Annotated in this window: 21 protein-coding genes; 7 read left to right on the forward strand and 14 right to left on the reverse strand. The window is 68.3% G+C overall.

Annotated elements, in window-relative coordinates; translation table 11 throughout:
* Window positions 1-12: 12 nt before the first annotated feature.
* The 7 genes from arnF to arnB are packed head-to-tail and all read right to left on the reverse strand — an operon-like array spanning window position 13 to window position 7,487.
* Window positions 13-468 carry a 4-amino-4-deoxy-L-arabinose-phosphoundecaprenol flippase subunit ArnF gene (arnF, locus tag BM060_RS04195; RefSeq protein WP_074977543.1) on the reverse strand — a complete coding sequence of 152 codons (456 nt, stop codon included), beginning with the start codon at window positions 466-468 and terminating at the stop codon, window positions 13-15.
* Window positions 465-809, reverse strand: coding sequence for a 4-amino-4-deoxy-L-arabinose-phosphoundecaprenol flippase subunit ArnE (arnE, locus tag BM060_RS04200; protein WP_074977545.1), 345 nt, complete (start codon window positions 807-809; stop codon window positions 465-467). Before arnE ends, arnF begins: the two co-directional genes overlap by 4 nt.
* Entirely contained in the window at window positions 806-2,452 is a 1,647-nt protein-coding gene (gene arnT / locus BM060_RS04205; protein ID WP_074977547.1) for a lipid IV(A) 4-amino-4-deoxy-L-arabinosyltransferase, read from the reverse strand. Before arnT ends, arnE begins: the two co-directional genes overlap by 4 nt.
* Window positions 2,449-3,333 carry a 4-deoxy-4-formamido-L-arabinose-phosphoundecaprenol deformylase gene (arnD, locus tag BM060_RS04210; RefSeq protein WP_135499973.1) on the reverse strand — a complete coding sequence of 295 codons (885 nt, stop codon included), beginning with the start codon at window positions 3,331-3,333 and terminating at the stop codon, window positions 2,449-2,451. The genes arnT and arnD overlap by 4 nt, the downstream gene beginning before the upstream one ends.
* Window positions 3,330-5,333, reverse strand: coding sequence for a bifunctional UDP-4-amino-4-deoxy-L-arabinose formyltransferase/UDP-glucuronic acid oxidase ArnA (gene arnA, locus BM060_RS04215; protein ID WP_074977551.1), 2,004 nt, complete (start codon window positions 5,331-5,333; stop codon window positions 3,330-3,332). Before arnA ends, arnD begins: the two co-directional genes overlap by 4 nt.
* Window positions 5,330-6,343, reverse strand: a complete 1,014-nt coding sequence (arnC, locus tag BM060_RS04220; RefSeq protein WP_074977553.1) for an undecaprenyl-phosphate 4-deoxy-4-formamido-L-arabinose transferase — start codon at window positions 6,341-6,343, stop codon at window positions 5,330-5,332. Before arnC ends, arnA begins: the two co-directional genes overlap by 4 nt.
* Before the next feature lie 4 nt (window positions 6,344-6,347).
* On the reverse strand, window positions 6,348-7,487 hold the full coding sequence (gene arnB, locus BM060_RS04225; RefSeq protein WP_074977555.1) for a UDP-4-amino-4-deoxy-L-arabinose aminotransferase: 1,140 nt from the start codon (window positions 7,485-7,487) through the stop codon (window positions 6,348-6,350).
* Window positions 7,488-7,847: 360 nt separating this feature from the next.
* On the opposite strand from arnB, the gene BM060_RS33515 reads away from it, so the two are divergent.
* From BM060_RS33515 to BM060_RS04245, 4 genes are all read left to right on the forward strand, one after another.
* Window positions 7,848-9,872, forward strand: coding sequence for an aminotransferase class I/II-fold pyridoxal phosphate-dependent enzyme (locus tag BM060_RS33515; protein WP_074977557.1), 2,025 nt, complete (start codon window positions 7,848-7,850; stop codon window positions 9,870-9,872).
* Between the two features lie 71 nt (window positions 9,873-9,943).
* Window positions 9,944-10,732, forward strand: a complete 789-nt coding sequence (locus tag BM060_RS04235) for a transporter substrate-binding domain-containing protein (RefSeq protein ID WP_058488568.1) — start codon at window positions 9,944-9,946, stop codon at window positions 10,730-10,732.
* A gap of 51 nt (window positions 10,733-10,783) precedes the next feature.
* Window positions 10,784-11,494: an ABC transporter permease gene (locus BM060_RS04240; RefSeq protein ID WP_074977559.1), complete on the forward strand. Its 711-nt coding sequence runs from the start codon at window positions 10,784-10,786 to the stop codon at window positions 11,492-11,494.
* Window positions 11,495-11,504: 10 nt separating this feature from the next.
* Entirely contained in the window at window positions 11,505-12,254 is a 750-nt protein-coding gene (locus tag BM060_RS04245; protein ID WP_074977562.1) for an ABC transporter permease, read from the forward strand.
* On the opposite strand, the gene BM060_RS04250 is transcribed toward BM060_RS04245, so the two are convergent.
* Window positions 12,251-12,874, reverse strand: a complete 624-nt coding sequence (locus BM060_RS04250; protein WP_074977564.1) for a TetR/AcrR family transcriptional regulator — start codon at window positions 12,872-12,874, stop codon at window positions 12,251-12,253. The genes BM060_RS04245 and BM060_RS04250 overlap by 4 nt on opposite strands.
* Window positions 12,875-12,977: 103 nt before the next feature.
* On the opposite strand from BM060_RS04250, the gene BM060_RS04255 reads away from it, so the two are divergent.
* Window positions 12,978-13,991: a M14 family metallopeptidase gene (locus BM060_RS04255; protein ID WP_074977567.1), complete on the forward strand. Its 1,014-nt coding sequence runs from the start codon at window positions 12,978-12,980 to the stop codon at window positions 13,989-13,991.
* 125 nt (window positions 13,992-14,116) lie between these two features.
* Here BM060_RS04255 and BM060_RS04260 read toward each other — a convergent pair whose 3' ends face one another.
* From BM060_RS04260 to BM060_RS04270, 3 genes are all read right to left on the reverse strand, one after another.
* Window positions 14,117-14,560 (reverse strand): REP-associated tyrosine transposase, encoded by a 444-nt coding sequence (locus BM060_RS04260; RefSeq protein WP_074977570.1) that lies wholly within the window; start codon window positions 14,558-14,560, stop codon window positions 14,117-14,119.
* A gap of 210 nt (window positions 14,561-14,770) precedes the next feature.
* Window positions 14,771-16,354 carry a peptide chain release factor 3 gene (locus BM060_RS04265; protein WP_074977572.1) on the reverse strand — a complete coding sequence of 528 codons (1,584 nt, stop codon included), beginning with the start codon at window positions 16,352-16,354 and terminating at the stop codon, window positions 14,771-14,773.
* A gap of 113 nt (window positions 16,355-16,467) precedes the next feature.
* On the reverse strand, window positions 16,468-17,739 hold the full coding sequence (locus tag BM060_RS04270; RefSeq protein WP_074977575.1) for a cation:proton antiporter: 1,272 nt from the start codon (window positions 17,737-17,739) through the stop codon (window positions 16,468-16,470).
* Between the two features lie 655 nt (window positions 17,740-18,394).
* On the opposite strand from BM060_RS04270, the gene BM060_RS04275 reads away from it, so the two are divergent.
* Entirely contained in the window at window positions 18,395-19,558 is a 1,164-nt protein-coding gene (locus BM060_RS04275; RefSeq protein WP_043315266.1) for a type III PLP-dependent enzyme, read from the forward strand.
* 502 nt (window positions 19,559-20,060) lie between these two features.
* On the opposite strand, the gene BM060_RS04280 is transcribed toward BM060_RS04275, so the two are convergent.
* The 3 genes from BM060_RS04280 to BM060_RS04290 form a co-directional block, all read right to left on the reverse strand.
* Window positions 20,061-21,851, reverse strand: a complete 1,791-nt coding sequence (locus BM060_RS04280) for a phosphoethanolamine transferase CptA (RefSeq protein WP_074977577.1) — start codon at window positions 21,849-21,851, stop codon at window positions 20,061-20,063.
* Window positions 21,852-21,966: 115 nt separating this feature from the next.
* Window positions 21,967-22,761, reverse strand: a complete 795-nt coding sequence (locus tag BM060_RS04285) for a tetratricopeptide repeat protein (protein WP_074977580.1) — start codon at window positions 22,759-22,761, stop codon at window positions 21,967-21,969.
* Between the two features lies 1 nt (window position 22,762).
* The gene (locus BM060_RS04290; protein WP_074977583.1) at window positions 22,763-23,443 is read right to left on the reverse strand and encodes a Fe2+-dependent dioxygenase; all 681 of its coding nucleotides are present in this window, start codon (window positions 23,441-23,443) and stop codon (window positions 22,763-22,765) included.
* A gap of 203 nt (window positions 23,444-23,646) precedes the next feature.
* Here BM060_RS04290 and BM060_RS04295 point away from each other — a divergent pair, with 203 nt between their 5' ends.
* Window positions 23,647-25,896: a TonB-dependent receptor gene (locus BM060_RS04295; RefSeq protein ID WP_074977585.1), complete on the forward strand. Its 2,250-nt coding sequence runs from the start codon at window positions 23,647-23,649 to the stop codon at window positions 25,894-25,896.
* The last annotated feature ends 69 nt before the right edge of the window (window positions 25,897-25,965 follow it).

Raw genomic sequence — 25,965 nt, forward strand, 5'->3', positions numbered from 1 at the left:
TGTCCCTGGTGGTTACGGGTGATTCGAGCGCACCGCCGTGCTGCCGCCCTGGCTTGGGCCAGCATGCCGGTGCTTCGTTACGGTTCTTTTGCCGCGCGGCGCGTTGATGGTCAGCACGCCGGCGATCACCAGGGCCACGCCGAGGGCGCCGCGGGCGTTCAGCGGTTCGCCGAAGCCGGGCAGCGCGGCGGCGCCCAGGTAGACCAGGGCGTAGCTGATGCTCAGAAGCGAATAGGCGCGGCCCAGCGGCAGGTGGCGCAGGGCGCCCAGCCAGCACAGCAGCGACAGCGCGTAGGCCAGCACGGCGGCGGCGAGCATCCCCAGCAGTGGCAGGTGGTAGGTGCTCAGCGCTTGCAGCCACTGCGCCGGCTCGGGCAGGCGCACCATGGCCCAGCGCATGCCCAGCTGGGCGCCACTGACCAGGCCTACGCTGCCCAGCGCCAGGGCGAAGCCGGTGACGCGGCTCATGCCTGCGCCCCCAGCAGCGCCACGCCGGCGCCGATCAGCACGATGCCCAGCCAGTGGCGCGCATCGACGCTTTCGCCGAAGAGCAGGCGCGCGGCCAGGGTGACCAGCACGAAGTTCAGGCTCAGCATCGGGTAGGCCAGGCCCACCGGCAGGCGCTGCAACAGCAGCAGCCAGAGCAGCAGGGCGGCGCCCAGGCAGGCCAGGGCCAGCAGCAGCCAGGGCGACAGCAGCTTGCCCGCAAGGCCGAGGCTGCGTTCGCCCCAGCCGTCCACGGCGAGCTTCTGGGCCACCTGGCCGAGGCAGGTGAGCAGGCACACGGCGGCGAGCAGCAGGGCGGTCATGGCGCGGCCTGCGGGATCAGCAGGAAGACCAGGTGGTTTTCCCGGTAGCTGGTGACGTCCCGCGGCATCAGCGCCAGCTCGGCTTCGTCGCCGGGGCTGTTGACGCGCAGGATCACGCCCACCGGACCCTTGCGGCGCGCATCGGCGAGCCAGGCGGGGAAGCCTTCCAGGCCCAGCGAGCGGCCCTGGGCGTCGGGGTAGCCGAGGCCGTACTTGAGCTCGCCCTCGGTGTTGAGCAGGAACACCTCGCTGCGCCCGGTGCGCCAGGCCAGCGCCGAGGCGCCGCCCAGGTCGTTGCTCAACAGGGTACGGGCGCTGGCCAGCTCCTCCAGATGCTGGGCGATGAACTGGTCGGGCATCTTGCTGTTGACCATGCGCTCGGGCATCGCCGCCGGCGCCGCGGCCACCAGCAGCCAGGCGGCCAGCGCCGGCGCGGCCCACAGCTGCTGCGGGCGCAGCCATTGCAGGATGCCGCACAGGGCCCAGAGGGCGCAGACCAGGCCGATCAGCAGCAGGCTCGGCAGTTGCTGGTGGTACAGCGCCTTCTTCGCCTGCAGGAATGCCAGCGCGGCCAGGCCGAGCAGGCCCAGCAGCAGGTTCAGCGCGCCGTTCAGGCGCAGCGCCCGCAGGCGCCCGCTCTCCAGGGCGCCGGCCAGGGCATCGGCCATCAGCAGGGCCAGGGGCGCGAAGCAGGGCATGATGTAGGTCGGCAGCTTGCCCTTGGCCAGGCTGAAGAACAGGAAGGGCATGGCGAACCACAGCAGCAGGAACACCGCGTGAGGCGAGCGGCGCGCCTGCCAGCCGCGCTGGAAGGCGGCGGGGACCAGCAGCGTCCAGGGCGCCGCGCAGGCGAACAGCAGCGGCACGAAGAACCAGAACGGCCGCGCGTGCTGGGCGTCGCTGCCGGCGAAGCGCTGGATGTGCTCGTGCCAGAAGAAGAAATGCCAGAAGTCCGGCTCGCGCAGGTGTACTGCCAGCACCCAGGGCAGGCTGGCCAGCAGCGCCACCAGCACCGCCAGCGGGCCGAGCAGGAAGAGTTCGCGCAGGCGCCGGCGCCACAGCGCGTAGGGCAGCGCCACCAGCACCGGCAGCAGGCCGGCGAGGAAGCCCTTGGTCATGAAGCCCATGGCGCAGGCCGCGCCCAGCGCCACCCAGGCGCCGAGGTGGGCGCGGGGCGAGGTGGCCTCGAAGGCGAACCACAGGGCGAACAGGCTCAGGTTCACCCACAAGGTGAATTGCGGGTCGAGGTTGGCGTAGCCGGCTTGCCCGGCGATCAACGCGAAGCTGGCGTAGAGCAGCGCGGCCATCCACGCCCGGCCCGGCTGCGGCCACAGCCGCCGGCCCAGCAGCCAGACCAGCAGGGTGCTGCAGGTGCTGACCAGCACCGAGGCGAAGCGCACGCCGAACAGGTTCTCGCCGAACGCCGCCTGGCCGAGGGCGACCAGCCAGTAGCCGGCGATGGGCTTCTCGAAGTAGCGCAGGCCGAGGAAGTGCGGCGCTACCCAGTCGCCGCGCTGCAGCATTTCCTGGGCGACCTGCGCGTAGCGCGTCTCGTCGGGTATCCACAGGCCGTGCAGGCCCAGCGGCACGAGGAAGAACAGGACCAGCACGGCCCCGGCCAGCAAGCTATAGCGCCGGTTCATCGCTGTACGCCCAGCCAGCCTTCGCGGCCCGCCAGGCTGCCGCGGCTCAGTTCGCCCAGTGGTAGCGTCGCCGGGTCAGCCGGCAGCAACTGGCCGAGGGGGCGGAAGCGGATGCCGCCCTCGCGGGCATGGCCCAGCAGCGCACGGAAGGCGTCGGCCATGACGATGCCTTCCACTTCGGCGTGCACGGTGTAGACGTTCAGCGCCTGCGGGCGGAAACGGGCCATGATGAAGTCGTTGAAGGCGTCGGCGGAAAGGTCCGGGCCCACCACCTCGTCGAAGGTCGGCAGGTCCACCGGCACCTGCGGGGTGCCCGGGCGGCCGTCGGCCAGGCGCGGGCGGAACGGCGAGGCGCCGCGGCAGTCGCTGTTGTAGCGGAAGCCGAAGGCCTCCTTGGCCTGCACGGTGCGCTCGTCGGCGCGCCAGCCGGCCACCGCCGAGCAGTCCACGCGCTGGCCGAGGATGTCGCTGAGGCTGTCCACGCCCAGGGCGATCTGCCGGTGCAGTTGTTCGGCGCTCCAGTGGCCGGCGTTGGCCTGCCAGCCGTGGTGGTCCCAGGCGTGCAGGCCGACCTCGTGGCCGGCGGCCAGGGTGCGCCGCATCAAGGGGCCGAGGTCGCGGCCGATGGGCCGGCCGGGCCAGGCGGTGCCGGCCAGGAGGATGTCCCAGCCGTACAGGCTGGCGGCCTTCGAACGCAGCATCTTCCACAGGAAGCGCGGCCGCGCCAGGCGCCACAGGTGGCGGCCCATGTTGTCCGGGCCGACGCTGAAGAAGAAGGTCGCCTTCACCCCCGCCTCGTCGAGCAGCTCCAGCAGCCGCGGCACGCCGTCACGGGTGCCGCGGTAGGTGTCGATGTCGATGCGCAGCCCGGCCTGCATCAGCTGGCGACCCTCAGCTTGCCGGCCTGCTGCTGCTCGGCGATGGCCTCGCGCAGGAAGAAGTCGAGGGTCTTGGCGATGGTCTCGCGCATGTGCACCTTCGGCTCCCAGTCCAGCAGGCGGCGGGCGTTGTCGATGCTCGGTTTGCGGTGCGCCACGTCCTGGTAGCCGTCGCCGTAGAAGCTGCGGCTCTCCACCTCGCGGAAGCCGGCGAAGGGCGGGAAGTGCGCGCGCAGCGGGTGGGCCTCGAACTGGCGCAGCAGTTCCTCGCCCAGCTCGCGGATGCTCGCCTCGTTGTCCGGGTTGCCGATGTTGACGATCTGCCCGTCGCAGCGCCCGCCGTCGTTGTCGACGATGCGCGCCAGGGCCTCGATACCGTCGTCCACGTCGGTGAAGCAGCGTTTCTGCGCGCCGCCGTCGACCAGGCGGATCGGCGTGCCTTCCACCAGGTGCAGGATCAGCTGGGTGATGGCCCGCGAACTACCGATGCGCGCCGAGTCCAGGCGGTCCAGGCGCGGGCCCATCCAGTTGAACGGGCGGAACAGGGTGAAGCGCAGGCCCTTCTGGCCGTAGGCCCAGATCACCCGGTCGAGCAGCTGCTTGGACACCGAGTAGATCCAGCGCTGCTTGTTGATCGGGCCCACCACCAGGTTGGAGCTGTCCTCGTCGAAGCTGGCGTCGCTGCACATGCCGTACACCTCGGAGGTGGACGGGAAGATCACCCGCTTGCCGTACTTCACGCAGTAGCGCACCAGCTTGAGGTTTTCCTCGAAGTCCAGTTCGAACACGCGCAGCGGGTTGCGGGTGTATTCGATGGGGGTGGCGATGGCTACCAGCGGCAGCACCACATCGCACTTCTTGATGTGGTACTCGATCCACTCGGTGTGGATGCTGATGTCGCCCTCGACGAAGTGGAAGTCCGGGTTGCTCTTCAGCCGTTCGATGGCGTCGGAGCCGATGTCCAGGCCGTACACCTCGTAGTGGCCGTCGCGCAGCAGGCGCTCGGAGAGGTGGTTGCCGATGAAGCCGTTGACGCCGAGGATCAGCACCCGCGTCTTGCGCCGGGGCTTGCCCACCGCGTGCAGCCGCGAGCCGGTCACCAGGCCCATCTCGCGGGCCAGTTGCGCGCCGGCGAGGAACAGCCCGGCGTCGCCCTGCTGGCCGGCGACTACCTCCAGGCTGTCTTCGCCGCAGGCGATGCGCAGCGGCTCCACACTGAGCACGGCGCCGGCCGGGCGGCCCTGGTTGCCGGGCACCACCTTCGATTGCCAGACGATCAGCTTGCGCTCGCCCACCGGGGCGAAGGCGCCGGGGTAGGGCTGCGTCACCGCGCGCACCAGGTTGTGCAGCTCGCCGGCCGGGCGGCGCCAGTCGAGCAGGCCGTCGGCGGGGGTGCGGCGGCCGAAGTAGCTGGCCTGGCTTTCGTCCTGCTCGCGCTCGACGAAGTCGCCTTCGAGCATCGCCGGCAGCAGCCGGTCGAGCAGTTCGCCGGCGGCCTCGCGCAGCTTGCCGTGCAGGCTCAGGGCGGTGTCTTCGGCGTCGATGGCCACGCGCTGCTGGGCGATGATGGCGCCGGCGTCGGGGCGCTTGACCATGCGGTGGAGGGTCACGCCGGTCTCGCTTTCGCCGTTGACCAGCACCCAGTTGGCCGGGGCGCGGCCGCGGTAGCGCGGCAGCAGCGAGCCGTGCAGGTTGAAGGCGCCGCGGCGGGCGCAGGCCAGCAGTTCCTCGCCGAGCAGGTGGCGGTAGTAGAACGAGAAGATGAACTGCGGCTGCAGCTCGCGGATGCGCGCGATCCACAGCGGGTGGTTGACGTCCTCCGGGGCGTGCACCGGGATGCCGCGCTGCGCGCACAGCTGCGCCACCGAGCCGAAGAAGCGGTTTTCCCGCGCGTCGTCGGCGTGGGTGAACACCGCGTCGATCTGGTAGTCGGCGGCCAGCAGGGCTTCGATGCCGGCGCAGCCGATGTCGTGGTAGGCGAATACGAGGGTCTTGGCGCTCATTGGGCTAGGGACTCGACGGCAGGGGTAGGGGAGATCGACGCGGTGCTGGCGGTGGGCAGGGCCGCGCCGCGCGCCACGCGCTCGATGAAGAAGCGCGGGCGGGCGCGCACGTCGTTGTACATGCGGCCCAGGTACTCGCCGAGCAGGCCCATGCCGACCAGCTGCACGCCGCTGAACAGGAAGAGGATGGCGAACAGCACGAACAGGCCGTTGCCGGCCCAGGCCGCGCCGAACAGCAGGCGCAGCACCAGCAGCAGGGCGCCGAAGGCGGTGCCGGCCAGGGCCATGCCGGCGCCGACCAGGCTGAGCAGGCGCAGCGGGCTGGTGGTCATGCAGGTGACCAGGTCGAACATCAGGTTGACCAGGCGCAGGAAGCCGTACTTCGACTCGCCGTGCTCGCGCTCGGCGTGGCCGACGACTATCTCGCTGGTGTGGCGGGCGAAGCTGTTGGCCAGGATGGGGATGAAGGTGCTGCGCTCGCGGCAGGCCAGCATCGCCTTGACGATGCCGCGGCGGTAGGCGCGCAGCATGCAGCCGTAGTCGCTCATGGCCACGCCGGTGGAGCGCTGCACGGCCAGGTTGATCAGCTTCGACGGCCAGCGGCGCAGGGCCGAGTCCTGGCGGTTGCCGCGCACCGTGCCGACCACGTCGTAGCCCCTGGCGGCCTGCTCGACCAGGCGCGGGATTTCCTCCGGCGGGTTCTGCAGGTCGGCGTCGAGGGTGATCACCAGGTCGCCGCGGCACTGCTCGAAGCCGGCCATGATCGCCGCGTGCTGGCCGTAGTTGCGGTTGAGGATGACCGCCAGCACGTGGCTGTCGGGCGCCTCGGCGGCTTCCTGGAGCAGTTCGGCGGAGCCGTCGCGGCTGCCGTCGTCGACCAGCACGATTTCGTAGGCGCGGCCGAGCTGGCGGCAGGCGGCGTCGGTGCGGCGCAGCAGTTCGGGCAGGCTGTCCTGCTCGTTGTACACCGGGATGACCACGGAGACGCAGTCGATGGCATAGGGTTTCACGGGTTCACCGAAGGAGGGTTTCGCAAGCCCCGACCACGCGCTCCAGGTCGGCGTCGGTCATGTCGGGGAACAGCGGGATGGAACACAGGCGCGCCGAGTTCCATTCGGTGGCGGGCAGGCTGACGCCGGGGAAGCGCTGGCGGTACCAGGTGTGCAGGTGGGTGCCGATGAAGTGGATGCCGCTGCCGATGCCGCGCTGCTGCAGGGCCTGCATGAAGGCGTCGCGATGCATGCCGCAGGCCTGCTCGTCGATGCGCAGGATGAACAGGTGCCAGGCGTGCTGCTGCGGGTAGCCGGGCACGCTCAGCGGCTGCACCGGCAGGTGCGCCAGGCGTTTGAGGTACTGGGCGGCGAGTTCGGCGCGGCGGGCGTTGAGCGCCTCCAGGCGATCCAATTGGACCAGGGCGATGGCGGCATTGATATCGGTGAGGTTGTACTTGAAGCCCGGCTCGATCACCTGCGCCTGGGGCTTGCGGCCGTGGCTCAGGCGGTCGTAGGCGTCCCCCCCCAGGCCGTGGAACTTCAGGGTGCGCACGCGGTTGGCCAGGGCCTCGTCGTCGCTGACGAACATCCCGCCCTCGGCGCAGGTCATGTTCTTGATCGCGTGGAAGGAGAAGATCGCCGTGCCGCGCGCGCCGACGTGACGGCCACGGTAGCGGGTGCCGGCGGCGTGGGCGGCGTCCTCGATCACCGCGATGCCGTGTTTTTCGGCCAGCGCGTAGAGCGGGTCGAGGTCGAAGGCGGCGCCGGCGTAGTGCACCGGGATGATCGCCTTCGTGCGCGGGGTTATGGCCGCCTCGATGCGCGCGGCATCGGTCATCAGGGTGTCGCGGTCGACGTCGACGAACACCGGCGTGGCGCCCAGCAGGCAGATCATGTTGGCGGTGGACACCCAGGTCTGCGACGGGGTGATCACCTCGTCGCCCGGGCCGATGCCCAGCGCCAGCAGGGCGATGTGCATGGCGCCGGTGGCCGAGGCCACGGCCACTGCGTGCTTGCAGCCGACGTAGTCGGCGAAGCGCTGCTCCAGCAACTGGTTCTGCGGGCCGGTGGTGATCCAGCCGGAGCCGAGCACCTGGCTGACGGCCTGGATTTCCTCGGCGCCGATGCTGGGCCGGGAGAAGGGGAGGAACGCGTTGTCCATGCGGGTCACGGGACTGTGGCCATTGGGTGCGTCCATGCTCGCCGAGCATTCGTTAAGAACCCGTTATGAGCATGTTCGGAAAATGTCGGCTGGCCGCCTGCACCGTCCCGGGGCGGCGGAAAAACGCTGACCTGGGCCGCCCGGCGCCCTTCGCCAGAGTCTTCGGCGCTTGCCGCGGCGGGCGCCGAAAATGGGCCCGCAGGCCGCGGCCGCTCTATTCCGGGGCAAACTGAACGATCGCTCGATTTGGCCGGAAAACACTGTTGAACACTCGTTCATTCGTGGTTATGGTGATGCCACGCCCCGCTGCCGAACGCCGTTCCCGCCGCGGGTTCTCCGTCATTCGGGTGAGGTCCGTGCATGCGTTATTCGTCGCTTGTGGACAGGATGGTCGGGCCAGGCGCAGCCGCCTGGGATATCCACTACGCCGCCGTGGCGGCGCAACGCGCCGGGGAGGACGCGATCGTCCTCAGCGTCGGCGATCCGGACTTCGCCACCCCGGCCTTCATCACCGACGCCGCGGTGGCCTCGCTGCAGGCCGGCGACACCCACTACAGCGACGTGGCCGGGCGCCCGGAACTGCGCCAGGCCATCGCCGACCTGTACCGGCGGCGCTTCGACCTGCAGGTGGGCGCGGACAACGTCATCGTCCTCGCCGGCGCGCAGAACGCCCTGTTCGCCGCCGCCCTGTGCCTGCTGGAGGCCGGCGACGAAGTCATCGTCTTCGACCCGGTCTACGTCACCTACGAGGCCACCCTGAAGGCCACCGGCGCCAAGCTGGTGGCGGTGCCGACCCCCGCCGACAACGGCTTCCGCCTCGACGCGGCGGCCCTGGAAGCGGCCATCACCCCGCGCACCAAGGCGATCTTCTTCGCCAACCCGAACAACCCCACCGGCGTGGTCATGCGCCCCGATGAGCTGCGCGCCGTCGCCGCCGTCGCCGAGCGCCACGACCTCTGGGTGGTGGTGGACGAGGTGTACGAGGCGCTGACCTTCGAGCAGCCGCACCAGAGCTTCGCCGCGTTGCCGGGCATGGCCGCGCGCACCCTGAGCCTGGGCAGCCTGTCCAAGTCCCACGCCATGACCGGCTGGCGCGCCGGCTGGATCGTCGCCGAGCCGAAGCTGGTCGAACACATCGAGAACCTGGCGCTGAACATGCTCTACGGCCTGCCCGGCTTCGTGCAGGAGGCCGCGCTGGCGGCGGTGCGCCGCCACGACGAGGTGGCCGCCGGGATGCGCGAGGTCTACCGCCGGCGCCGCGACCTGGTCCTGCGGCAGCTGGCGCGCAGCCCGCGGCTGAAGGTGCTGAGCCCCGAGGCCGGGATGTTCGTGATGGTCGACGTGCGCGGCACGGGCCTCAGCTCCCTGGACTTCGCCTGGCAGCTGTTCCGCGCCCGCGGCGTGTCGGTGCTCGACGCCGCCGCTTTCGGGCCCCAGGCCGACGGCTTCGTGCGGCTGTCCTTCACCCTGGCCGACGAGACCCTGGCCGAGGCCTGCGAGCGCATCCTCGCCTTCGTCGAATCCCTGCCCGCGGCCTCCCCTGTAGGAGCGGGCCCTGCCCGCGAATCGCGCGCAGGGCGCGCTCCTACACAGAGCGTACCGGCGCAGCCCGCCGGCAAACCCGTGATCGAAGTCCGTGACCTGCACAAGCGCTTCGGCCAGTTCGAGGTGCTCAAGGGCGTCTCGCTGTCGGCCCGCGAGGGCGGCGTGGTCTCGCTGATCGGCGCCAGCGGCTCGGGCAAGAGCACCCTGCTGCGCTGCATCAACATGCTGGAGGTGCCCAACGCCGGCAGCGTCAGCGTCGACGGCGAGATCATCCGCCTCGACCAGGACCGCCACGGCGAGCCGCGGGTGGCCGACCAGAAGCAGCTGACGCGCATCCGTTCGCGGCTGGGCATGGTGTTCCAGAACTTCAACCTGTGGCCGCACCGCACCGTGCTGGAGAACCTGATGGAGGCGCCGACCTTCGTCCTCCACGAGAGCAAGGCCGAGGCCCGCGAACGTGCCGAGGCGCTGCTGGCGCGGGTGGGCCTGGCGGAGAAGCGCAACGAATACCCGGCCTTCCTCTCCGGCGGCCAGCAGCAGCGCGTGGCCATCGCCCGCGCCCTGGCGGTGCGGCCGAAGGTGATGCTGTTCGACGAGCCGACCTCGGCGCTGGACCCGGAGCTGGTCGGCGAGGTGCTGCGGGTGATCCGCTCCCTGGCCGAGGAGGGCCGCACCATGATCCTGGTGACCCACGAAATGGCCTTCGCCCGCGACGTCTCCAGCCACGTGGCCTTCCTCCACCAGGGCCTGATCGAGGAGGAGGGCACCCCCGAGGAGGTCTTCGCGCGGCCGCGCAGCGAGCGCTGCCGGCAGTTCGTCAACGCGCACCAGAATCGTTGAACCGGCCGCCCCGCGCGGCCACCCGGGCAAGCTTCTAGCACGACAAACCACAAGAAAGCGGAAGGGGCATCATGAACAGACAGGGTCTTTGCGGTTGGTTGGCGGGTGCGGCATTGCTGGCGGCGGGCATGGCCAGCGCGCAGGCGGAGACATTGCGCTTCGCCCTGGCGGCGGAGCCCTACCCGCCGTTCTCGGTGAAGCAGCCGGACGGCCAGTGGACCGGCTTCGAGCCGGACCTGATCCACAAGGTCTGCGCCGAGATGAAGGCGCAGTGCGAGATCGACGAGGTGGCCTGGGACGGCATCATCCCGGCGTTGATGGCGAAGAAGATCGACGTCATCTTCAATTCCATGTCCATCACCGACGAGCGTGAGAAGCAGATCGCCTTCAGCGTGCCCTACTACGACACCCCGGTGGCGGTGGCCGCGCCGGCCGCCAGCGACATCACCATCAGCCCCGAGGGCCTGAAGGGCAAGGTGATCGGCGTGCAGATCTCCACCGTCAGCTCCAACTACCTGAAGAAGTACTACGAGAAGATCGCCGACGTGCGCTACTACGACACCCAGGACTCGGTGAACGCCGACCTGGTGGCCGGGCGCATCGACCTGATGATGGCCGACGGCATCGCCGTGAAATCCTTCCTCGACTCCCCCGACGCCAAGGCCGCCGGCATCGTCAGCAAGGGCGAGGTGCCCCACGACCCGCTGTTCGGCCGCGGCGTGGGCGCCGGCCTGCGCAAGGACGACACCGCGCTGAAGGCCAGGCTCGACGAGGCCATCGGCAAGCTGCTGGCCAGCGATGACTACAAGGCGCTGTCGGACAAGTACTTCGGCCTCAGCGTCGCGCCCAAGCAGCAGTGATGAGCCGGCGCCGCCCCTGCCCGGGCGGCGCCGTCGTTCGAGGAATTCGCCATGCAATCCTATCTCGACCTCGTCGGCTTCGGCGCCCAGGGCTGGGGGCCGGCGCTGCTGCGCGGGCTGCTGGTCACCCTGCAGATATCCTTCGGCGCCTTCCTGGTCGGCATGCTGATCGGCCTGGGCGCCGCCAGCGCCAAGCTCAACGGCCCGCGCCCGCTGGCCGCCGCCGCGCGCGGCTACACCACGTTGTGCCGGGCGGTGCCGGAGCTGCTGCTGATCCTGCTGCTGTACTACGTCGGCTCCATGGGCCTGAACCAGTTGTTCGCCTGGCTCGGCTACGGCGACGTGAGGCTCAACGGCACCATGGTCGCCATCGCCGTGCTCGGCCTGGTGCAGGGCGCCTACGCCTCGGAAATCTTCCGCGGCGCCATCCAGGCCATCCCCTACGGCCAGATCGAGGCGGCGCGGGCCTACGGCATGCACGGCTTCGGCCTGTTCCGCCGCGTCACCCTGCCGATCATGGCGCCCAACGCCCTGGCCGGGATGGCCAACCTGTGGGTCAACCTGATCAAGGACAGCGCGCTGATCAGCGTGGTGGGCACCAACGAGCTGCTCTACACCGCCAAGCAGGCGGCCGGCTCGACCCGTCACTACCTGACCTTCTACCTCACCGCGGCGGCGCTGTACTACCTGCTCACGGTGCTCTCCAACCTGTTCTCCGGCTGGCTCGAGCGGCGTTTCCGCCGCTGGATACCGGCGGTATGAGGCGCGCGCGATGAGCGATCACTGGATATTCGCCTACGCCAGCCTGCTGCTGCGCGGCCTGGGCACCACCCTGTCGCTGCTGCTGGCCAGCGCCGTGCTCGGCTTCGCCCTGGCGCTGCTGGTGGCGCTGGCGCGGATGTCGCGCAACCTGTTCGTGGCCAAGGCCAGCCTGGCCTTCACCAGCGTCATCCGCGGCACGCCGCTGCTGGTGCAGATCTACACCTGCTACTACGGCCTGGGCAGCCTGTTCGCCACCTACCCGCCGATCCGCAGCAGCTTCCTCTGGCCGTACCTGCGCGATGGCTACTGGTACATAGTGTTGGCGCTGGTGCTGTCGGTGGGGGCCTACGTCGGCGAGGTGGTGCGCGGCGGCCTCAAGGCCGTGCCGCGCGGCGAGCTGGAAGCCGCCGCGGCTTTCGGCATGCACCGCCGCCTGGTGCTCTACCGGGTGTGGCTGCCGCGGGCGATTCGCCTGCTGCTGCCGACCCTGGCCGGGGAAACGGTGCTGCTGCTCAAGTCCACCGCGCTGGCCTCGACCATCGCCGTGGTCGACCTGCTGGGCGCGGCCAACGTGGTGCGCGCGCAGACCTTCCAGGTGTACCAGCCGCTGCTGCTGGTGGCGGCCATCTACGTGTGCCTGACGTTCATCATCGAGGGCTGTTTCAACCTGCTGGAGCGCACCACGCCGGTCCGCCGCGAGTCCGCCGAGCCGCGTTCGCGCGCCGGCTGGGTGTTCTGGCGGCGCAAGGCGAAGGTCTAGGCGTAGGCGCCGCGGCGCAGGCCCTCGACCCAGTGGCGGCTGAGCTGCAGGCCGTCCTCGGCGCTGAAGGTGGTGGGGTTCAGGCACCACTCCAGCCACAGGCCGTCGAGCATGGCCGACAGGCCGATGGAGGCCAGGCGCGGGTTGGCGATGGCGAAGCCCTCGCTGCGTGCAAGGTCGGTGATCAGGCCTTCGAGCAGTTGCAGGTAGGCGCGGTAGCCGCGCTCGTGGGCGTCGTTGACCGGCGTGGAGTGGCGGATGAGGCTCCAGAACACCACCCAGGGGCTGAGCAGGTCGGGGTCGAGCACGCCGGGGGAGAAGGAGCCGACCAGGAAGGCGTCCAGGCGCGCTGCGGGGTCCGGGCCGGCGGCGGCGACGCTCTCGCGCAGCGACTGGGTGACGCCGGCGGCGAGGCTCTCGTAGGCCTGGGCGACCAGCGCCTCGATGCTGCCGAAGTGGTGGTTGACCAGGCCCACGGCCACCCCCGCCTCCTTGGCTATGCGCCGCACCGAGATGCCGGCGTGGCCATCGGCGACCAGGCACTTGAGGCAGGCGCGCACCAGGTCCTCGCGGCGTTCCTCGGGCGTGGCGCGGCGGGCTTTCTGGCGGGGGCTGTCCACGCGGGGAGTTCCTTGTGCGGGGCGCCGGGGCGCGGTGGGTGGAATCGATACTAGGGGGCGCCGGGCAAGTTTGCCATGCCCCGCGACGAGGGAGGAGGCAAGCATGATCGAAGACGTATCGCTGCGGCTGAGCGGGGATTCCGGCGCGCCATTGACGGTGCCGGCCTGGCGCATCGACGCCGGCCGGCCGGGGCCGCGGGTGCACCTGCAGGCCGGGGTCCACGCCGACGAAATCGCCGGCATGCTGGTGCTGCACCAACTGCTGCCGAGGCTGCGCCGGGCGGCGGAGCAGGGGCGGCTCAACGGCAGCGTGACGCTGGTGCCCCAGGCCAACCCCTTCGGCATCGGCCAGTTCCGCCAGGGGCGCATCCTCGGCCGCCATCACGAAGCGACGGCGCGCAACTTCAACCGCGGCTTCCCGGCCTCGGCGAAAGCCACGGGCACAGTGGACAACCTCAGCGACTGGCAGCGCCAGCTGGCCGCGCTGGCGGCGCCGGCGGACATCGTCCTCGACCTGCATACCGACGACGAGGCGCTGCAGTACCTCTACGTCCACGAACGCCTGTGGCCGGCGGCGCAGGACCTGGCCGCGGCGCTGCGCGCCGAGCTGGCGATCATCTGGGAAGGCGACAGCGACGGCGCCTTCGAGGAAGTGGTGATCGCACCCTGGCTGGCCGAGGATCGCTTCGACGGGCGCCTGGTGGCCACGCTGGAACTGCGTGGCCAGGGCGACGTCAGCGACGCGCTGGCGCAGCAGGATGCTGACGGGCTGTGGGCCTTCCTCTGCGGGCGCGGGGTGATCGACGAAGCGGTGGAACTACCGGCCTGGCAAGGCGTGGCGGTGCCCATGGGTTTCATGGAAACGGTGTTCGCGCCGGTGGCCGGGGTGCTGGTGTTCGAGCGCGAGCTGGGCGAGGTGGTGCAGGCTGGCGAGCGCTTCGCCCGCATCATCGCGAGGCCGGGGGATGCCGGGAGCGAGGTGGTGCTGCGGGCGCCGCAGAGCGGGTTGTTCGTTACCCGCTATCGCGACCGGTTGATACAGCGCGGGGCGATTGCGGCGAAGTTCACCGGGGCGGCGCCGTCGAGCACCTGGACCTCCGGTGCGCTCGATCCATAACACCGCACGCCCTTTCGGCTTTTAGGCCTTTCGGCTTTTCGTAGGAGCGAGCTTGCTCGCGAACCAGCCCCACTGCGGAATCTGTTCGCGAGCAAGCTCGCTCCTACGAAGAGCACTGTGCGGCATCACAGCCAGATGGCGTTCCAGAAGGGATAGTCGGCGACGCGTTTCACCAGGCCTGCCCGCAGCGGATTGGCGATGATGTAGCGGGCGACGGCCTTGAGGTCTTCTTCATGCCGCAGAGCCCGGTCGTGGTAGCCGGATTGCCAGGCTTTTCCTGTTCGCTGCGAGGCTGCATTGATGGCGATAGCCGTGCGCGACTTGAAGCTTCGCATTACGTGTTCCAGGCGCTCTTCCTGAAGTTGCAACAGCCAATGCAGATGGTCCGGCATCAGAACCCAGGCGAGGGTCTGCAACTCCTCTGCATGGTGGATTTGCCGGCAGACCTGGCAGGCGGTCGCCCAGTCCTCGAAGAGGCGTTCGCGGTGGGGCGTGACCGTGGTGACCAGGTAGATCTGGCCGGGTATGGAATGGCGGCCCTTGCGCAGGTCCTTTCCGTGGAAGCCCATGGGGTGCTCCTTGCTGGGGTGGCGCTGGGAGCATGGCAGGGAGAGGTGTCGGATTTATCCGGGATGGGAGGTGTCTGGGGCGGTTCGCGAGCAAGCTCGCTCCTACAGGTCGGGCGTGGTACCTGCTTTTCGTAGGAGCGAGCTTGCTCGCGAACCCACCCAAACAAAAACGCCCGCACAACGGCGGGCGTTTTCACGAAGGCACCGAACTCAGTGATGCTCGCGCGTAGCGCGGAAGGTAATGTCCGGCCAGCGCTCTTCCATCAGGCTCAGGTTCACCCGGGTGGGGGCCAGGTAGGTGAGGTGGCCGCCGCCGTCCACGGAGAGGTTCTCGAAGGCCTTGTCCTTGAACTCCTTGAGCTTCTTCTCGTCCTTGCACTCGATCCAGCGGGCCGACCAGACGTTGATCTGCTCGTAGGCGCACTCGACCTTGTATTCCTCCTTCAGGCGGCTGGCGACCACGTCGAACTGCAGCACACCGACTGCGCCGAGGATGATGTCGTTGTTGCGCTCGGGGAAGAACACCTGGGTGGCGCCTTCCTCGGCCAGTTCCTGCAGGCCCTGGCGCAGCTGCTTGGACTTCAGCGGGTCCTTCAGGCGCACGCGGCGGAACAGTTCCGGGGCGAAGTGCGGGATGCCGGTGAAGCCCAGGTTCTCGCCTTCGCTGAAGGTGTCGCCGATCTGGATGGTGCCGTGGTTGTGCAGGCCGATGATGTCGCCGGCGTAGGCCTCTTCCAGCTGCTCGCGCTCGCTGGAGAAGAAGGTCAGGGCGTCGGCGATCTTCACGTCCTTGCCCAGGCGCACGTGGCGCATCTTCATGCCCTTCTCGTACTTGCCCGAGCAGATGCGCATGAAGGCGATGCGGTCGCGGTGTTTCGGGTCCATGTTCGCCTGGATCTTGAACACGAAGCCTGTGAACTTCTCCTCGGTGGGCTGCACTTCGCGCTCGTGGGTGGCGCGCGCCAGCGGCTGCGGGGCCCAGTCGACGATGCAGTCGAGCACCTGGTCGACGCCGAAGTTGCCCAGCGCGGTACCGAAGAACACCGGGGTCATCTCGCCCTTGAGGAAGGCGTCCTTGTCGAACTCGTGGCAGGCGCCCTGCACCAGTTCCAGCTCTTCGAGGAAGTTGTCGTAGAGGTCGCCCAGGTGCGCGCGGGCCTCGTCGGAGTCGAGCTTGTCGATGACCTGGGTCTCGATGCGCTCGTGACCGTGGCCGGGCACGTAGACGATGATCTTGTCCTCGGCCAGGTGGTACACGCCCTTGAAGTCCCGGTAGCAGCCGATCGGCCAGGTGATGGGCGCGGCCTTGATCTTCAGCACCGCCTCGATCTCGTCGAGCAGCTCGATGGGGTCGCGGATGTCGCGGTCGAGTTTGTTGATGAAGCTGACGATGGGCGTGTCGCGCAGGCGGCAGACTTCCATCAGGGCGATGGTCCGCGGCTCGACGCCTTTACCGCCGTCGAGCACCATCAGCGCCGAGTCCACCGCGGTCAGGGTGCGGTAGGTGTCTTCGGAGAAGTCTTCGTGGCCGGGGGTGTCGAGCAGGTTGACCATGTGCTCGCGGTAGGGGAACTGCATCACCGAGGTGGTGATGGAGATGCCGCGCTGCTTCTCCATTTCCATCCAGTCGGAGGTCGCATGGCGGTCGGACTTGCGCGACTTCACGGTACCGGCGACGGCGATGGCCTTGCCCATCAGCAGCAGCTTCTCGGTGATGGTGGTCTTACCGGCGTCGGGGTGGGAGATGATCGCGAAGGTGCGGCGCTTGGCGACTTCGGCGGCCTGGTTGGTCATGGGTGCGTGCCTGCTGGAGTTCGGTGACGGCGGGCGCGGTCGGCCCGGAAAAGCGCGGGATTATAGCCCAAAGCCTTGCGTCGCCGGCAGGTGCGGCGACGCAAGGCCCCGCCTCAGTGGCCGTCGTCGGCCGCGGGCGCCGCGCCGCGGTAGATGGTGCGCACCAGCGGGCCGATGGACAGGCCCTGGAGCAGGATGGACACCAGCACCACCACGTAGGTCAGGCTGAGGATCAGGTCGCGCTGCTCGCCCAGCGGCAGCGACAGCGCCAGGGCCACCGAGACGCCGCCGCGCAGGCCGCCCCAGACCAGGATGCGGATGGTTCCGCCCGGCACCTGGCGGCGCCCAGCCTCGGTCTGGCGCAGCACCAGGATGGCCGGGGCCACGGTGAGCAGGCGCGAGGCCAGCACCGCGCCGCCGAGGGCGAAGGCGGCCACCACGTGCAGCCAGTTGAACGGCAACAGCAGCAGTTCCAGGCCGATCAGGGCGAACAGCAGGGCGTTGAGGATTTCGTCGATCAGCTCCCAGAACTTGTCGATGTAGCGCCGCGTCTCGTCGGACATGGCGTACTGGCGCGCCTGGTTGCCGATGATCAGCCCGGCCACCACCATGGCGATCGGCGCCGACACGTGCAGGCGCGCGGCCAGGGCGGCGCCGCCGATGACCAGGGCGAGGGTCAGCATCACTTCCACCTGGTACTGGTCGATGCCGCGCATCATCAGGAACACCCCGTAGCCCAGCGCCGCGCCGAACAGCACGCCGCCCACCGCCTCCTGCAGGAATAGCCAGGCGGTGGCCGAGACGGTCGGCGTCTCGCCGGCCATGAGGATGCCCAGGAGGATGGTGAACACCACCACCGCGGTGCCGTCGTTGAACAGCGACTCGCCGACGATGGTGGTGGCCAGCGGCTTGGGCGCGCCGGCCGAGCGCAGGATGCCGAGCACGGCGATGGGGTCGGTGGGCGAGATGAGCGCGCCGAACAGCAGGCAATAGATGAAGTCCACGTGCCAGCCGAACAGGGCGAAGGTGTAGTAGGCCAGGTAGCCGATCACCGTGGTGGCGATCAGCACGCCGAAGGTGGCCAGCAGGCCGATGGGCCACTTGTAGTTGCGCAGGTCGCTGAGGTTCACGTGCAGGGCGCCGGCGAACAGCAGCGCGGGCAGGAACCAGGTCATCAGCACTTCGGAGAAGTCGATGCGGCGGATGATCTGCTGCATCTCCACCTCCAGCACCGGGTAGCCGGCCATCGACAGGCCCTGGGCGAGGAGCGAGAACACCAGCGCCGTGGCCATCACGCCGATGGTCGGCGGCAGCCGCACGAAGCGGTAGTTCACGTAGGTGAGCAGGGTGGTCAGCGTGATGAACGCCGCGGCGAGGTCGAGCATGTCGCAGGTACTCCTTGGCAAGGCAAGTGGGCCGGCCCCAGTGACCTATCCCTGGGTCGGGGGCACGCGGAAAGAGACCGGATGATAACCGGATATGGCGGACATATTGGCGAGCGCCGAGGTTTCGTCCGACAGGGGCGGGGAGTATGGGTTCCTCCCGTGGTCAGGGTTTCCGAGCCTGGTGCGCGAACTTTCTCCAAAACCTGGTGCGTGACGATGCTGCGGATGAACCCTCGTCGCTGTCCCGGGTCTGTCAAAAAGAAGGGGGATGATCGGGGCGTTCCGAAACCCCTGGAAAGCCCGTGCTGTGCGGTATTCCGTGCATTTTGTGGAGTATCTAGAACAGTCAACCGGCAAGGCGACAAAGGGATTCGGGAAAGCGGCAATTTCTGGTTGAACTCACGGACTTCAGGTCCTAAAGTTCGCGCCCGAACGTCCATGCTGGAAACGATCCATCCGGCTCAAGTACTGACGACGAGAGTCTGCCTGACTAATCAGTTCAGTGGTTTCTGCGAGCCCTTCGCAGAAAGCGCCGGGCACCAGGTGATACTCGGCGACATGCCTTGGGAAGTAGGCGAACCAAAGTGGGGAAACGGATTAGACGTTCAGCTTCACCCCTACGTATCCATGTGTTTTGCCATTGGGAGTCCCAACCATGTCCATCAAGGTCGAGGATTACTTCGCCCCTGAAACCTTCCAGCGTATGAAGGCATTTGCCGACAAGCAGGAAACCCCCTTCGTCGTCATCGACAAGCAGACCATCGCCGACGCCTACGACCAGCTGACCCACTGCTTCCCGTTCGCCAAGGTGTACTACGCGGTCAAGGCCAACCCGGCCACCGAGATCACCGAGCTGCTGCGCGACAAGGGCTCGAACTTCGACATCGCCTCGATCTACGAGCTGGACAAGGTGATGAAGACCGGCGTGGGCCCGGAGCGCATCAGCTACGGCAACACCATCAAGAAAGCCAAGGACATCCGCTACTTCTACGAGAAGGGCGTGCGCCTGTTCGCCACCGACTCCGAGGCCGACCTGCGCAACATCGCCAAGGCCGCCCCGGGTTCCAAGGTCTACGTGCGCATCCTCACCGAGGGTTCGACCACCGCCGACTGGCCGCTGTCGCGCAAGTTCGGCTGCCAGACCGACATGGCCATGGACCTGCTGATCCTCGCCCGCCAGCTGGGCCTGGTGCCCTACGGCATCTCCTTCCACGTCGGCTCGCAGCAGCGTGACATCTCCGTGTGGGATGCCGCCATCGCCAAGGTCAAGGTGATCTTCGAGCGTCTGAAGGAAGAAGACGGCATCGAGCTGAAGATGATCAACATGGGCGGCGGCTTCCCGGCCAACTACATCGCCAAGACCAACGACCTGGAAACCTACGCCGAGGAGATCATCCGCTTCCTCAAGGAAGATTTCGGCGACGACCTGCCGGAAATCATCCTCGAGCCGGGCCGCTCGCTGATCGCCAACGCCGGCATCCTGGTCAGCGAAGTGGTGCTGGTGGCGCGCAAGTCGCGCACCGCGGTGGAGCGCTGGGTGTACGCGGACGTGGGCAAGTTCTCCGGCCTGATCGAAACCATGGACGAGTCCATCAAGTTCCCGATCTGGACCGAGAAGAAGGGCGAGATGGAAGAAGTGGTGATCGCCGGCCCGACCTGCGACAGCGCCGACATCATGTACGAGCACTACAAGTACGGCCTGCCGCTGAACCTGGCCGCCGGCGACCGCCTGTACTGGCTGTCCACCGGCGCCTACACCACCAGCTACAGCGCGGTGGAATTCAACGGCTTCCCGCCGCTGAAGGCCTTCTACATCTGAGCCGCAGCTGAACCGAAGAAACCCCGCCGATGCGGGGTTTTTTCTTTTGTCCCAGCCAATGCCTTTCCGACTGCGCCGAGGTGCTTTTCGTAGGATTGCCGGAGGAGCGGCTTTTCGTAGGAGCGAGCTTGCTCGCGAACCAACCCTCCAGCACCGTGCCAGCCCGGTTCGCGAGCAAGCTCGCTCCTACGAAGAGCACCTCGGCGCAGCCTACAGTTCCTGGATGGCACGGGCGTAGGAGCGGACCCTGTCCGCGATAGCCGGAGGTGTCGGCGCGATTCGCGGATGAGATCCGCTCCTACGCTGCCCCACCCACGCCATTCCCATGTAGGAGCGCGCCCTGCGCGCGAAATCGCGGGCAGGGCCCGCTCCTACAGTTCCAGGGAAGCACGGGCGTAGGAGCGGACCCTGTCCGCGATAGCCGGAGGTGTCGGCGCGATTCGCGGATGAGATCCGCTCCTACGCTACCCCACCCACGCCATTCCCCTGTAGGCGCGCGCCCTCAACCCTCGTTGGCCTGGCGCACTTGTACGGCGGCCGGCGCCTTGCTTGCCTTGGCCAACTGCTGGTCGCCCATTGCGTTATCCAGCGGCAACTTGTCGAACTCGTGCAGGCCGTTCTTCGCGTAGGGATCGCCGATCCAGCGTGGCGCCGCGACGAACTCGGGGCTGACCAGGCTCTTGCCCGGCTCGTAGCGGTCGTAGCTCAGGCCCGCCAGGTCGGACAGGGTGTGGATCAGGTGCGAGCTGCTGTAGGGCCTTCCGCTCAGCGCCTGCAGGTCGCGCGGATGGGCCTGTTGCCAGCTCGGCGAGGTCCAGAGCAGGAAGGGGATGGTGTACATCGGCCGCGTCGGGTCGCCCTCGTTGCGCCCCAGGCGGTCGTGCTTGCCGGAGCTGAAGACTTCCTCGCCATGGTCGGAGAGGTACACCAGGAAGCCGTTCGGCTCGCTGGCGGCGTAGCGCTTGATCAGGTTGGCGACCACGAAGTCGTTGTGCAGCACCGCGTTGTCGTAGGCGTTGTAGGTGTCCGCCTGATCGTCCGAGAGCCCGGCCGGCACGCCCTGGCGGTCGTTGAAGCGGGCCGAGGCCTCGGGGTAGCGATAGCGGTAGTCCATGTGGGTGCCCAGCAGGTGCACCACGATGAGTTTCTTCGGCGCCGGGTCCTTGAGCACCTGTTCGAAGGGCGCGAAGACCACGTCGTCGTACTGGCGGGCGTTCTGGTTGCGCTGGTTGTTCAGGTAGAACTGCTCGTCCGTCTGCTGCGAGAAGGTGGTGAGCATGGTGTTGCGCTTGGTCATCGTCTGCTGGTTGGTGATCCAGAAGGTCTTGTAGCCGGCCTGTTTCATCAGGTTGATCAGCGACGGGTCGGTGAGGAAGCGGTCCGGTTGCTGCTCGTCGCCGAAGGTGAGGATCTGCTGCATCACCTCGATGGTGTAGGGGCGCGGCGAGACCACGTCCTTGAACACCGTCAGGTTGCGGTCGCCGGCGGCCAGGGCGTCGAGGTTCGGCGTGGTCGGCCGGTCGTAGCCGTACAGGTGCATGTGCTCGCGGGTGGTGGATTCGCCCAGCACCAGCACCAGGGTGCGCGGCGCCTCGCCGCTGTCATCCTTGAGGTTCTTCAGCGGCGGCAGGGCGGCGTTGCGCTGCAGCAGCTTCTGCATGTTGTCCAACTGCTGGCGGTACTGCGCGTAGCCCACCACCAGTTGCCAGGGCACCGCTGGCTCCATGCGCTGCTGCACCTTCTCCAGGGCCTGGGCGAAGCTGCGCTCCTGGCTGACCATCTGCTTGTAGAAGGGGTAGGCCAGGTTCGCCGCCACCAGCAGCACGGCCAGGGCCACCCGGGCCGGCGCCGGCATGCGCAGCGGGCGCACGCGCCGCCACAGCAGCACCGCCACCGCGGTATAGAGCAGCAGCGCCAGGCACAGCCAGGTGCTGAAGTACTGGCTGAAGTATTCGCCGGCCTCGGCTGTGTTCGACTCGAACATGACGAAGATGACGCTCTGCGAGAACTCCTGGTGGTAGATGCCGAAGTAGCTCAGGCCCACCAGCGAGGCCGCCCACAGCACCAGGCCGATCAGCGCCGCCAGGCCGCGGGTGAAGCGCGGCAGCAGCAACGGCGGGGCCAGCCACAGGCTGCTGAGGAAGAAGGCGTCGCGGAAGCCGGCGAAGCCGGTGGTGCCGCTGAACAGGATCAGCGCCTGGGTGACGCCGGAGAAGTACCAGAAGAACAGCAGCAGCCAGCCCAGGCCGGCCCAGTCCACCTTGCGGCGGGAGGGGTTGGTTGCAGTCGACACGCTTGCCTCGTCTTGCAGGGGCCGCCCGTGCGGGGCGGTCAGTTGGGCAGCGAGCCTAGCGGGGAGCGTGTGAAGGGCGGGGCAAGGGCGTGTGAAAAAAACGTCAAGAAATCGCTTACAGGCGTTTGAGCGCCGCGGCGAACAGGTCGGCGTCGGCCGTCTCGCCGAGTTCCGCGGCGCGCCGGTAGTAGGCCAGGGCCAGGCTGCGCAGTTCCGCCTGCGGCGCCCGTTCCAGCTGCTCGCGGGCCACCCGCAGGAAGTTCAGGTTGCCGCCCTCCAGGGCGCGCAGCAGCCAGTAGCGCGCGTCCTCCACCTCGCCCCGTTCGGCCAGTGCCGCGGCGTGGCTGAACTGGCCGCGGAAGTCGCCGGCCACCGCCGAGCGGCGGTACCACTCGCGGGCCTGCTCGGGGTCGCGCGGCACGCACAGGCCTTCCTCGTAATGGCGGCCGACCAGGTTCATCGACTTGGCGTGGCCGAGGTCGGCGGCGCGCCGGTACAGCGCCAGGGCATGGGCCGCGTCGCGTGGCACGCCGCGGCCGGTGGCCAGCAGGTTGGCCAGGTTGTACAGGCCCCAGTCGAGGTCCACGGCCGCCGCGCGGGCGTAGTGCTCGGCTGCCTCGGCGGGGTTGGCGGGCACGCCCCAGCCGTGCTCCAGGCAGCGTCCGAGCATGTTGCGCGCCATGGCGTGGCCGCGCTCGGCGGCGATGCGGAACCAGGTCGCCGCCAGCGCGGCGTCGCTCTCGATGCCCTGGCCGTCGAGGAGGATCTGCCCGAGCAGCGCCTGGGCCTCGACGTCGCCCTGGCGCGCGGCTTCGAGGATGGCCGCCGCGACCTGGCGCGGGTCGCTGGCCAGGCGGGCGCGCAATTGCTCCACCGAGAGCTCTTCGCGCCGGCGCAGGACGAACGCCATGTCAGACCTCGACCCAGCGCCGCAGCAGGTTGTGGTAGGTGCCGGTCAGCTCGACCAGGGCCGGGTGCTCCGGCACGTCGGCGCTGAGCTTCTGGATCGCCTGGTCCATCTGGAACAGCAGGGCGCGCTGGCTGTCCTCGCGCACCAGGCTCTGCGTCCAGAAGAACGAGGCGAAGCGCGCGCCGCGGGTCACCGGCTCGACCTTGTGCAGGCTGGTGCCGGGGTAGAGCACCAGGTCGCCGGCCGGCAGCTTCACGCGCTGCTCGCCGTAGGTGTCCTGGATGACCAGTTCGCCGCCGTCGTAGTCCTCGGGGTCGCTGAAGAACAGGGTGGAGGAGAGGTCGGTGCGCACCCGTTCGCGGCCGCCCTGCACGTCGCGCACGGCGTTGTCGATGTGGAAGTCGAAGTTGCCGCCGCCGGTGTAGCAGTTGAACAGCGGCGGGAACACCTTGTGCGGCAGGGCCGCGGACATGAACAGCGGGCTCTGCCACAGGCGCAGCAGCATGGCCTCGGCGATCTCGCGGGCCAGCGGGTGGTCCTGGGCCAGCTGCAGGTTGTGCTTGGCCTTGGCCGACTGGTAGCCGGCGGTGGCCTTGCCGTCGCCCCATTCGGCCTGTTCCAGGGCGGTGCGGATGCGGGTCACCTCGTCGCGGGTGAACAGGCCGGGGATGTGCAGCAACATGGCGGGGCTCGATCAGATGAAAATCCGATGCCGATGATAGACATTTGCATTTGCAGCGTATAGCGGAGGTGGCGAACGGTCGCACGGAGTAAATGTAAATGTTGTAAATAAAGTGCGTCTGATAATATTTACTAATTGATACAGATTCTCGTTTTGCACTAGATTGCGCCGCCTTCAGCAAGTCCCTGGGGAGGGAACTTTCGATGTCGCGTCAATCTGTCGAAGCCACCGGCGCTCCGCGCCTGCTGGTCTCCGCCGTCGGTGTGGCCATCACCGCCATGTCCGGCAGCCACTTCGCCCAGGCGGCGGAGTCCACCGAGAAGAAGCCCGCACAGGATGTGCTGTCGCTGGATGCCGACACCGTCGTCGGCCAGCAGGGCGAAGAAACCTACAACGTCCAGCAGTCGGCCTCGCAGAAGTACACCGCGCCGCTGCTCGACACGCCCAAGACCGTCACCGTGATCCCGCAGCAGGTGATTAAGGACACCGGCGCCCTGACCCTGGTCGATGCCCTGCGCACCACGCCCGGCATCACCTTCGGCGCCGGCGAGGGTGGCAACCCGGCGGGCGACCGTCCGTTCATCCGCGGCTTCAACGCCGAGAGCGACACCTTCCTCGACGGCATGCGCGACGTCGCCTCGCAGACCCGCGAAGTGTTCAACATCGAGCAGATCGAAGTCGGCAAGGGCCCGGGCTCGGCCTACACCGGCGCCGGCTCCACCGGCGGCAGCCTGAACCTGGTCAGCAAAACCGCCAAGCTGCAGGACTTCAACGACGCCAGCTTCACCTACGGTTCCGACCAGACCCACCGCACCACCCTGGACGTCAACCACACCCTGGGCGACAACGCGGCCTTCCGCCTGAACCTGATGAAGCACGAAGCCAACGTCGCCGGCCGCGACGACGTCAGCGTCAGCCGCTGGGGCGTAGCGCCGACCATCACCTTCGGCTTCAACACCCCGACCCGCGCAACCTTCTCCTACTACCACCTGGCTACCGACGACATCCCGGACTACGGCCTGCCGCTGACCAACGTCGACCGCAGCAAGCACAACCCGAGCAAGCCGGCCTCGGTCGACCGCGACAATTTCTACGGCCTGACCCACCGCGACTACCGCAAGAGCACCACCGACAGCGGCACCTTCCGCATCGAGCACGACCTCAACGACGACCTGACGCTGTCCAACAGCTTCCGCATGGTCCGCACCACGCTCGACTACGTGGTCAGCAACCCCGACGACAGCCGCGGCAACGTCGCCAACGGCTACGTCTATCGCTCGTCGAAGAACCGCAATTCCACCTCCAAGGGCTGGGTCAACCAGACCGACCTGAAGGCCACCTTCGACACCGGCAGCATCAGGCACAGCCTGGTGACCGGCCTGGAGTTCAGCTACGAGGACGTGCACAACCGCCCCTACGTGGTGACCCCGGGGGCCGCGGGCAACACCTGCAACGCCGCCCTGCTGGCCAGCGGCGACTGCACCAGCCTGGCCAACCCGACGCCCAAGGACCCCTGGACCGGCAGCATCGTCGACAGCCAGGCCTACACCGACACCGATACCAAGACCTCGGCCGTCTACGTGTTCGACACCCTCAAGCTCAACGAGCAGTGGGACCTGAACCTGGGCCTGCGCTACGACGACTTCGACACCGAGTCCAGCGGCTACAGCACCGGTGGCCGCGGCTCGGCGCCGGGCAACTTCAAGCGCGAGAGCAACACCCACTTCTGGAACTACCAGACCGGCCTGGTCTACAAGCCGCTGCCCAACGGCAGCATCTACCTGGCCTGGTCCACCTCCAGCAACCCCAGCGGCGAGACCGCAGGCGAGGGCGGCCAGGAAGTCAGCGCGGCCAACACCAGCCTGGACCCGGAACGCAACCGCAACCTGGAGCTGGGCACCAAGTGGGACTTCTTCGACGAGGCGCTGTCGCTGAACGCCGCGGTGTTCCGCACCGACAAGACCAACGCCCGCGTCGCCGACCCGGACAACAGCTCCTTCCAGGTGCTCGACGGCGAACAGCGCGTGCAGGGCGTGGAACTGGGCTTCAGCGGCCAGCTGACGCCCAAGTGGAAGGTCTTCGGCGGCTACACCTACCTGGATAGCGAGATCCGCAAGTCGACCACCAAGTCCGACGAAGGCAACCGCATGCCGCAGGTGGCGCCGAACAACTTCACCCTGTGGACCACCTACGAGGTGCTGCAGGACCTGACCATCGGCGGCGGCACCACCTACGTGGACAAGCAGTTCGGCAACACTGCCAACTCGACCTACATCCCGTCCTACTGGCGCTACGACGCCATGGCCAGCTACAAGCTGAGCAAGAACGTCGACCTGCAGCTGAACGTGCAGAACCTGACCGACAAGCGTTACTTCGACCAGGTCTACAGCACCCACATGGCCCACGTGGCCCCGGGCCGCACGGCGCTGCTGGGGGTGAACCTGCACTTCTGATCGCACGGCCTTCCGTGCACCCCGCCCGTTGCTCCTTCGGGCGGGGTTTTCTATTGTTTGGCGCCCCGC

The sequence above is a fragment of the Pseudomonas citronellolis genome (assembly GCF_900112375.1).
Lineage (GTDB): Bacteria > Pseudomonadota > Gammaproteobacteria > Pseudomonadales > Pseudomonadaceae > Pseudomonas > Pseudomonas citronellolis.

Bases quoted from the DNA above. Each gene is read 5' to 3' on its own strand.
- BM060_RS04275 (WP_043315266.1), top strand. From the start codon at position 18,395: ATGTCCATCAAGGTCGAGGATTACTTCGCCCCTGAAACCTTCCAGCGT.
- BM060_RS04260 (WP_074977570.1), bottom strand. From the start codon at position 14,560: ATGGGCTTCCACGGAAAGGACCTGCGCAAGGGCCGCCATTCCATACCC.
- BM060_RS04265 (WP_074977572.1), bottom strand. From the start codon at position 16,354: ATGACCAACCAGGCCGCCGAAGTCGCCAAGCGCCGCACCTTCGCGATC.
- BM060_RS04255 (WP_074977567.1), top strand. From the start codon at position 12,978: ATGATCGAAGACGTATCGCTGCGGCTGAGCGGGGATTCCGGCGCGCCA.
- BM060_RS04270 (WP_074977575.1), bottom strand. From the start codon at position 17,739: ATGCTCGACCTCGCCGCGGCGTTCATCACGCTGACCACCCTGCTCACC.
- arnF (WP_074977543.1), bottom strand. From the start codon at position 468: ATGAGCCGCGTCACCGGCTTCGCCCTGGCGCTGGGCAGCGTAGGCCTG.
- BM060_RS33515 (WP_074977557.1), top strand. From the start codon at position 7,848: ATGCGTTATTCGTCGCTTGTGGACAGGATGGTCGGGCCAGGCGCAGCC.
- arnT (WP_074977547.1), bottom strand. From the start codon at position 2,452: ATGAACCGGCGCTATAGCTTGCTGGCCGGGGCCGTGCTGGTCCTGTTC.
- BM060_RS04235 (WP_058488568.1), top strand. From the start codon at position 9,944: ATGAACAGACAGGGTCTTTGCGGTTGGTTGGCGGGTGCGGCATTGCTG.
- BM060_RS04290 (WP_074977583.1), bottom strand. From the start codon at position 23,443: ATGTTGCTGCACATCCCCGGCCTGTTCACCCGCGACGAGGTGACCCGC.
- arnA (WP_074977551.1), bottom strand. From the start codon at position 5,333: ATGAGCGCCAAGACCCTCGTATTCGCCTACCACGACATCGGCTGCGCC.
- arnE (WP_074977545.1), bottom strand. From the start codon at position 809: ATGACCGCCCTGCTGCTCGCCGCCGTGTGCCTGCTCACCTGCCTCGGC.
- BM060_RS04245 (WP_074977562.1), top strand. From the start codon at position 11,505: ATGAGCGATCACTGGATATTCGCCTACGCCAGCCTGCTGCTGCGCGGC.
- arnB (WP_074977555.1), bottom strand. From the start codon at position 7,487: ATGGACAACGCGTTCCTCCCCTTCTCCCGGCCCAGCATCGGCGCCGAG.
- BM060_RS04295 (WP_074977585.1), top strand. From the start codon at position 23,647: ATGTCGCGTCAATCTGTCGAAGCCACCGGCGCTCCGCGCCTGCTGGTC.
- BM060_RS04240 (WP_074977559.1), top strand. From the start codon at position 10,784: ATGCAATCCTATCTCGACCTCGTCGGCTTCGGCGCCCAGGGCTGGGGG.
- BM060_RS04285 (WP_074977580.1), bottom strand. From the start codon at position 22,761: ATGGCGTTCGTCCTGCGCCGGCGCGAAGAGCTCTCGGTGGAGCAATTG.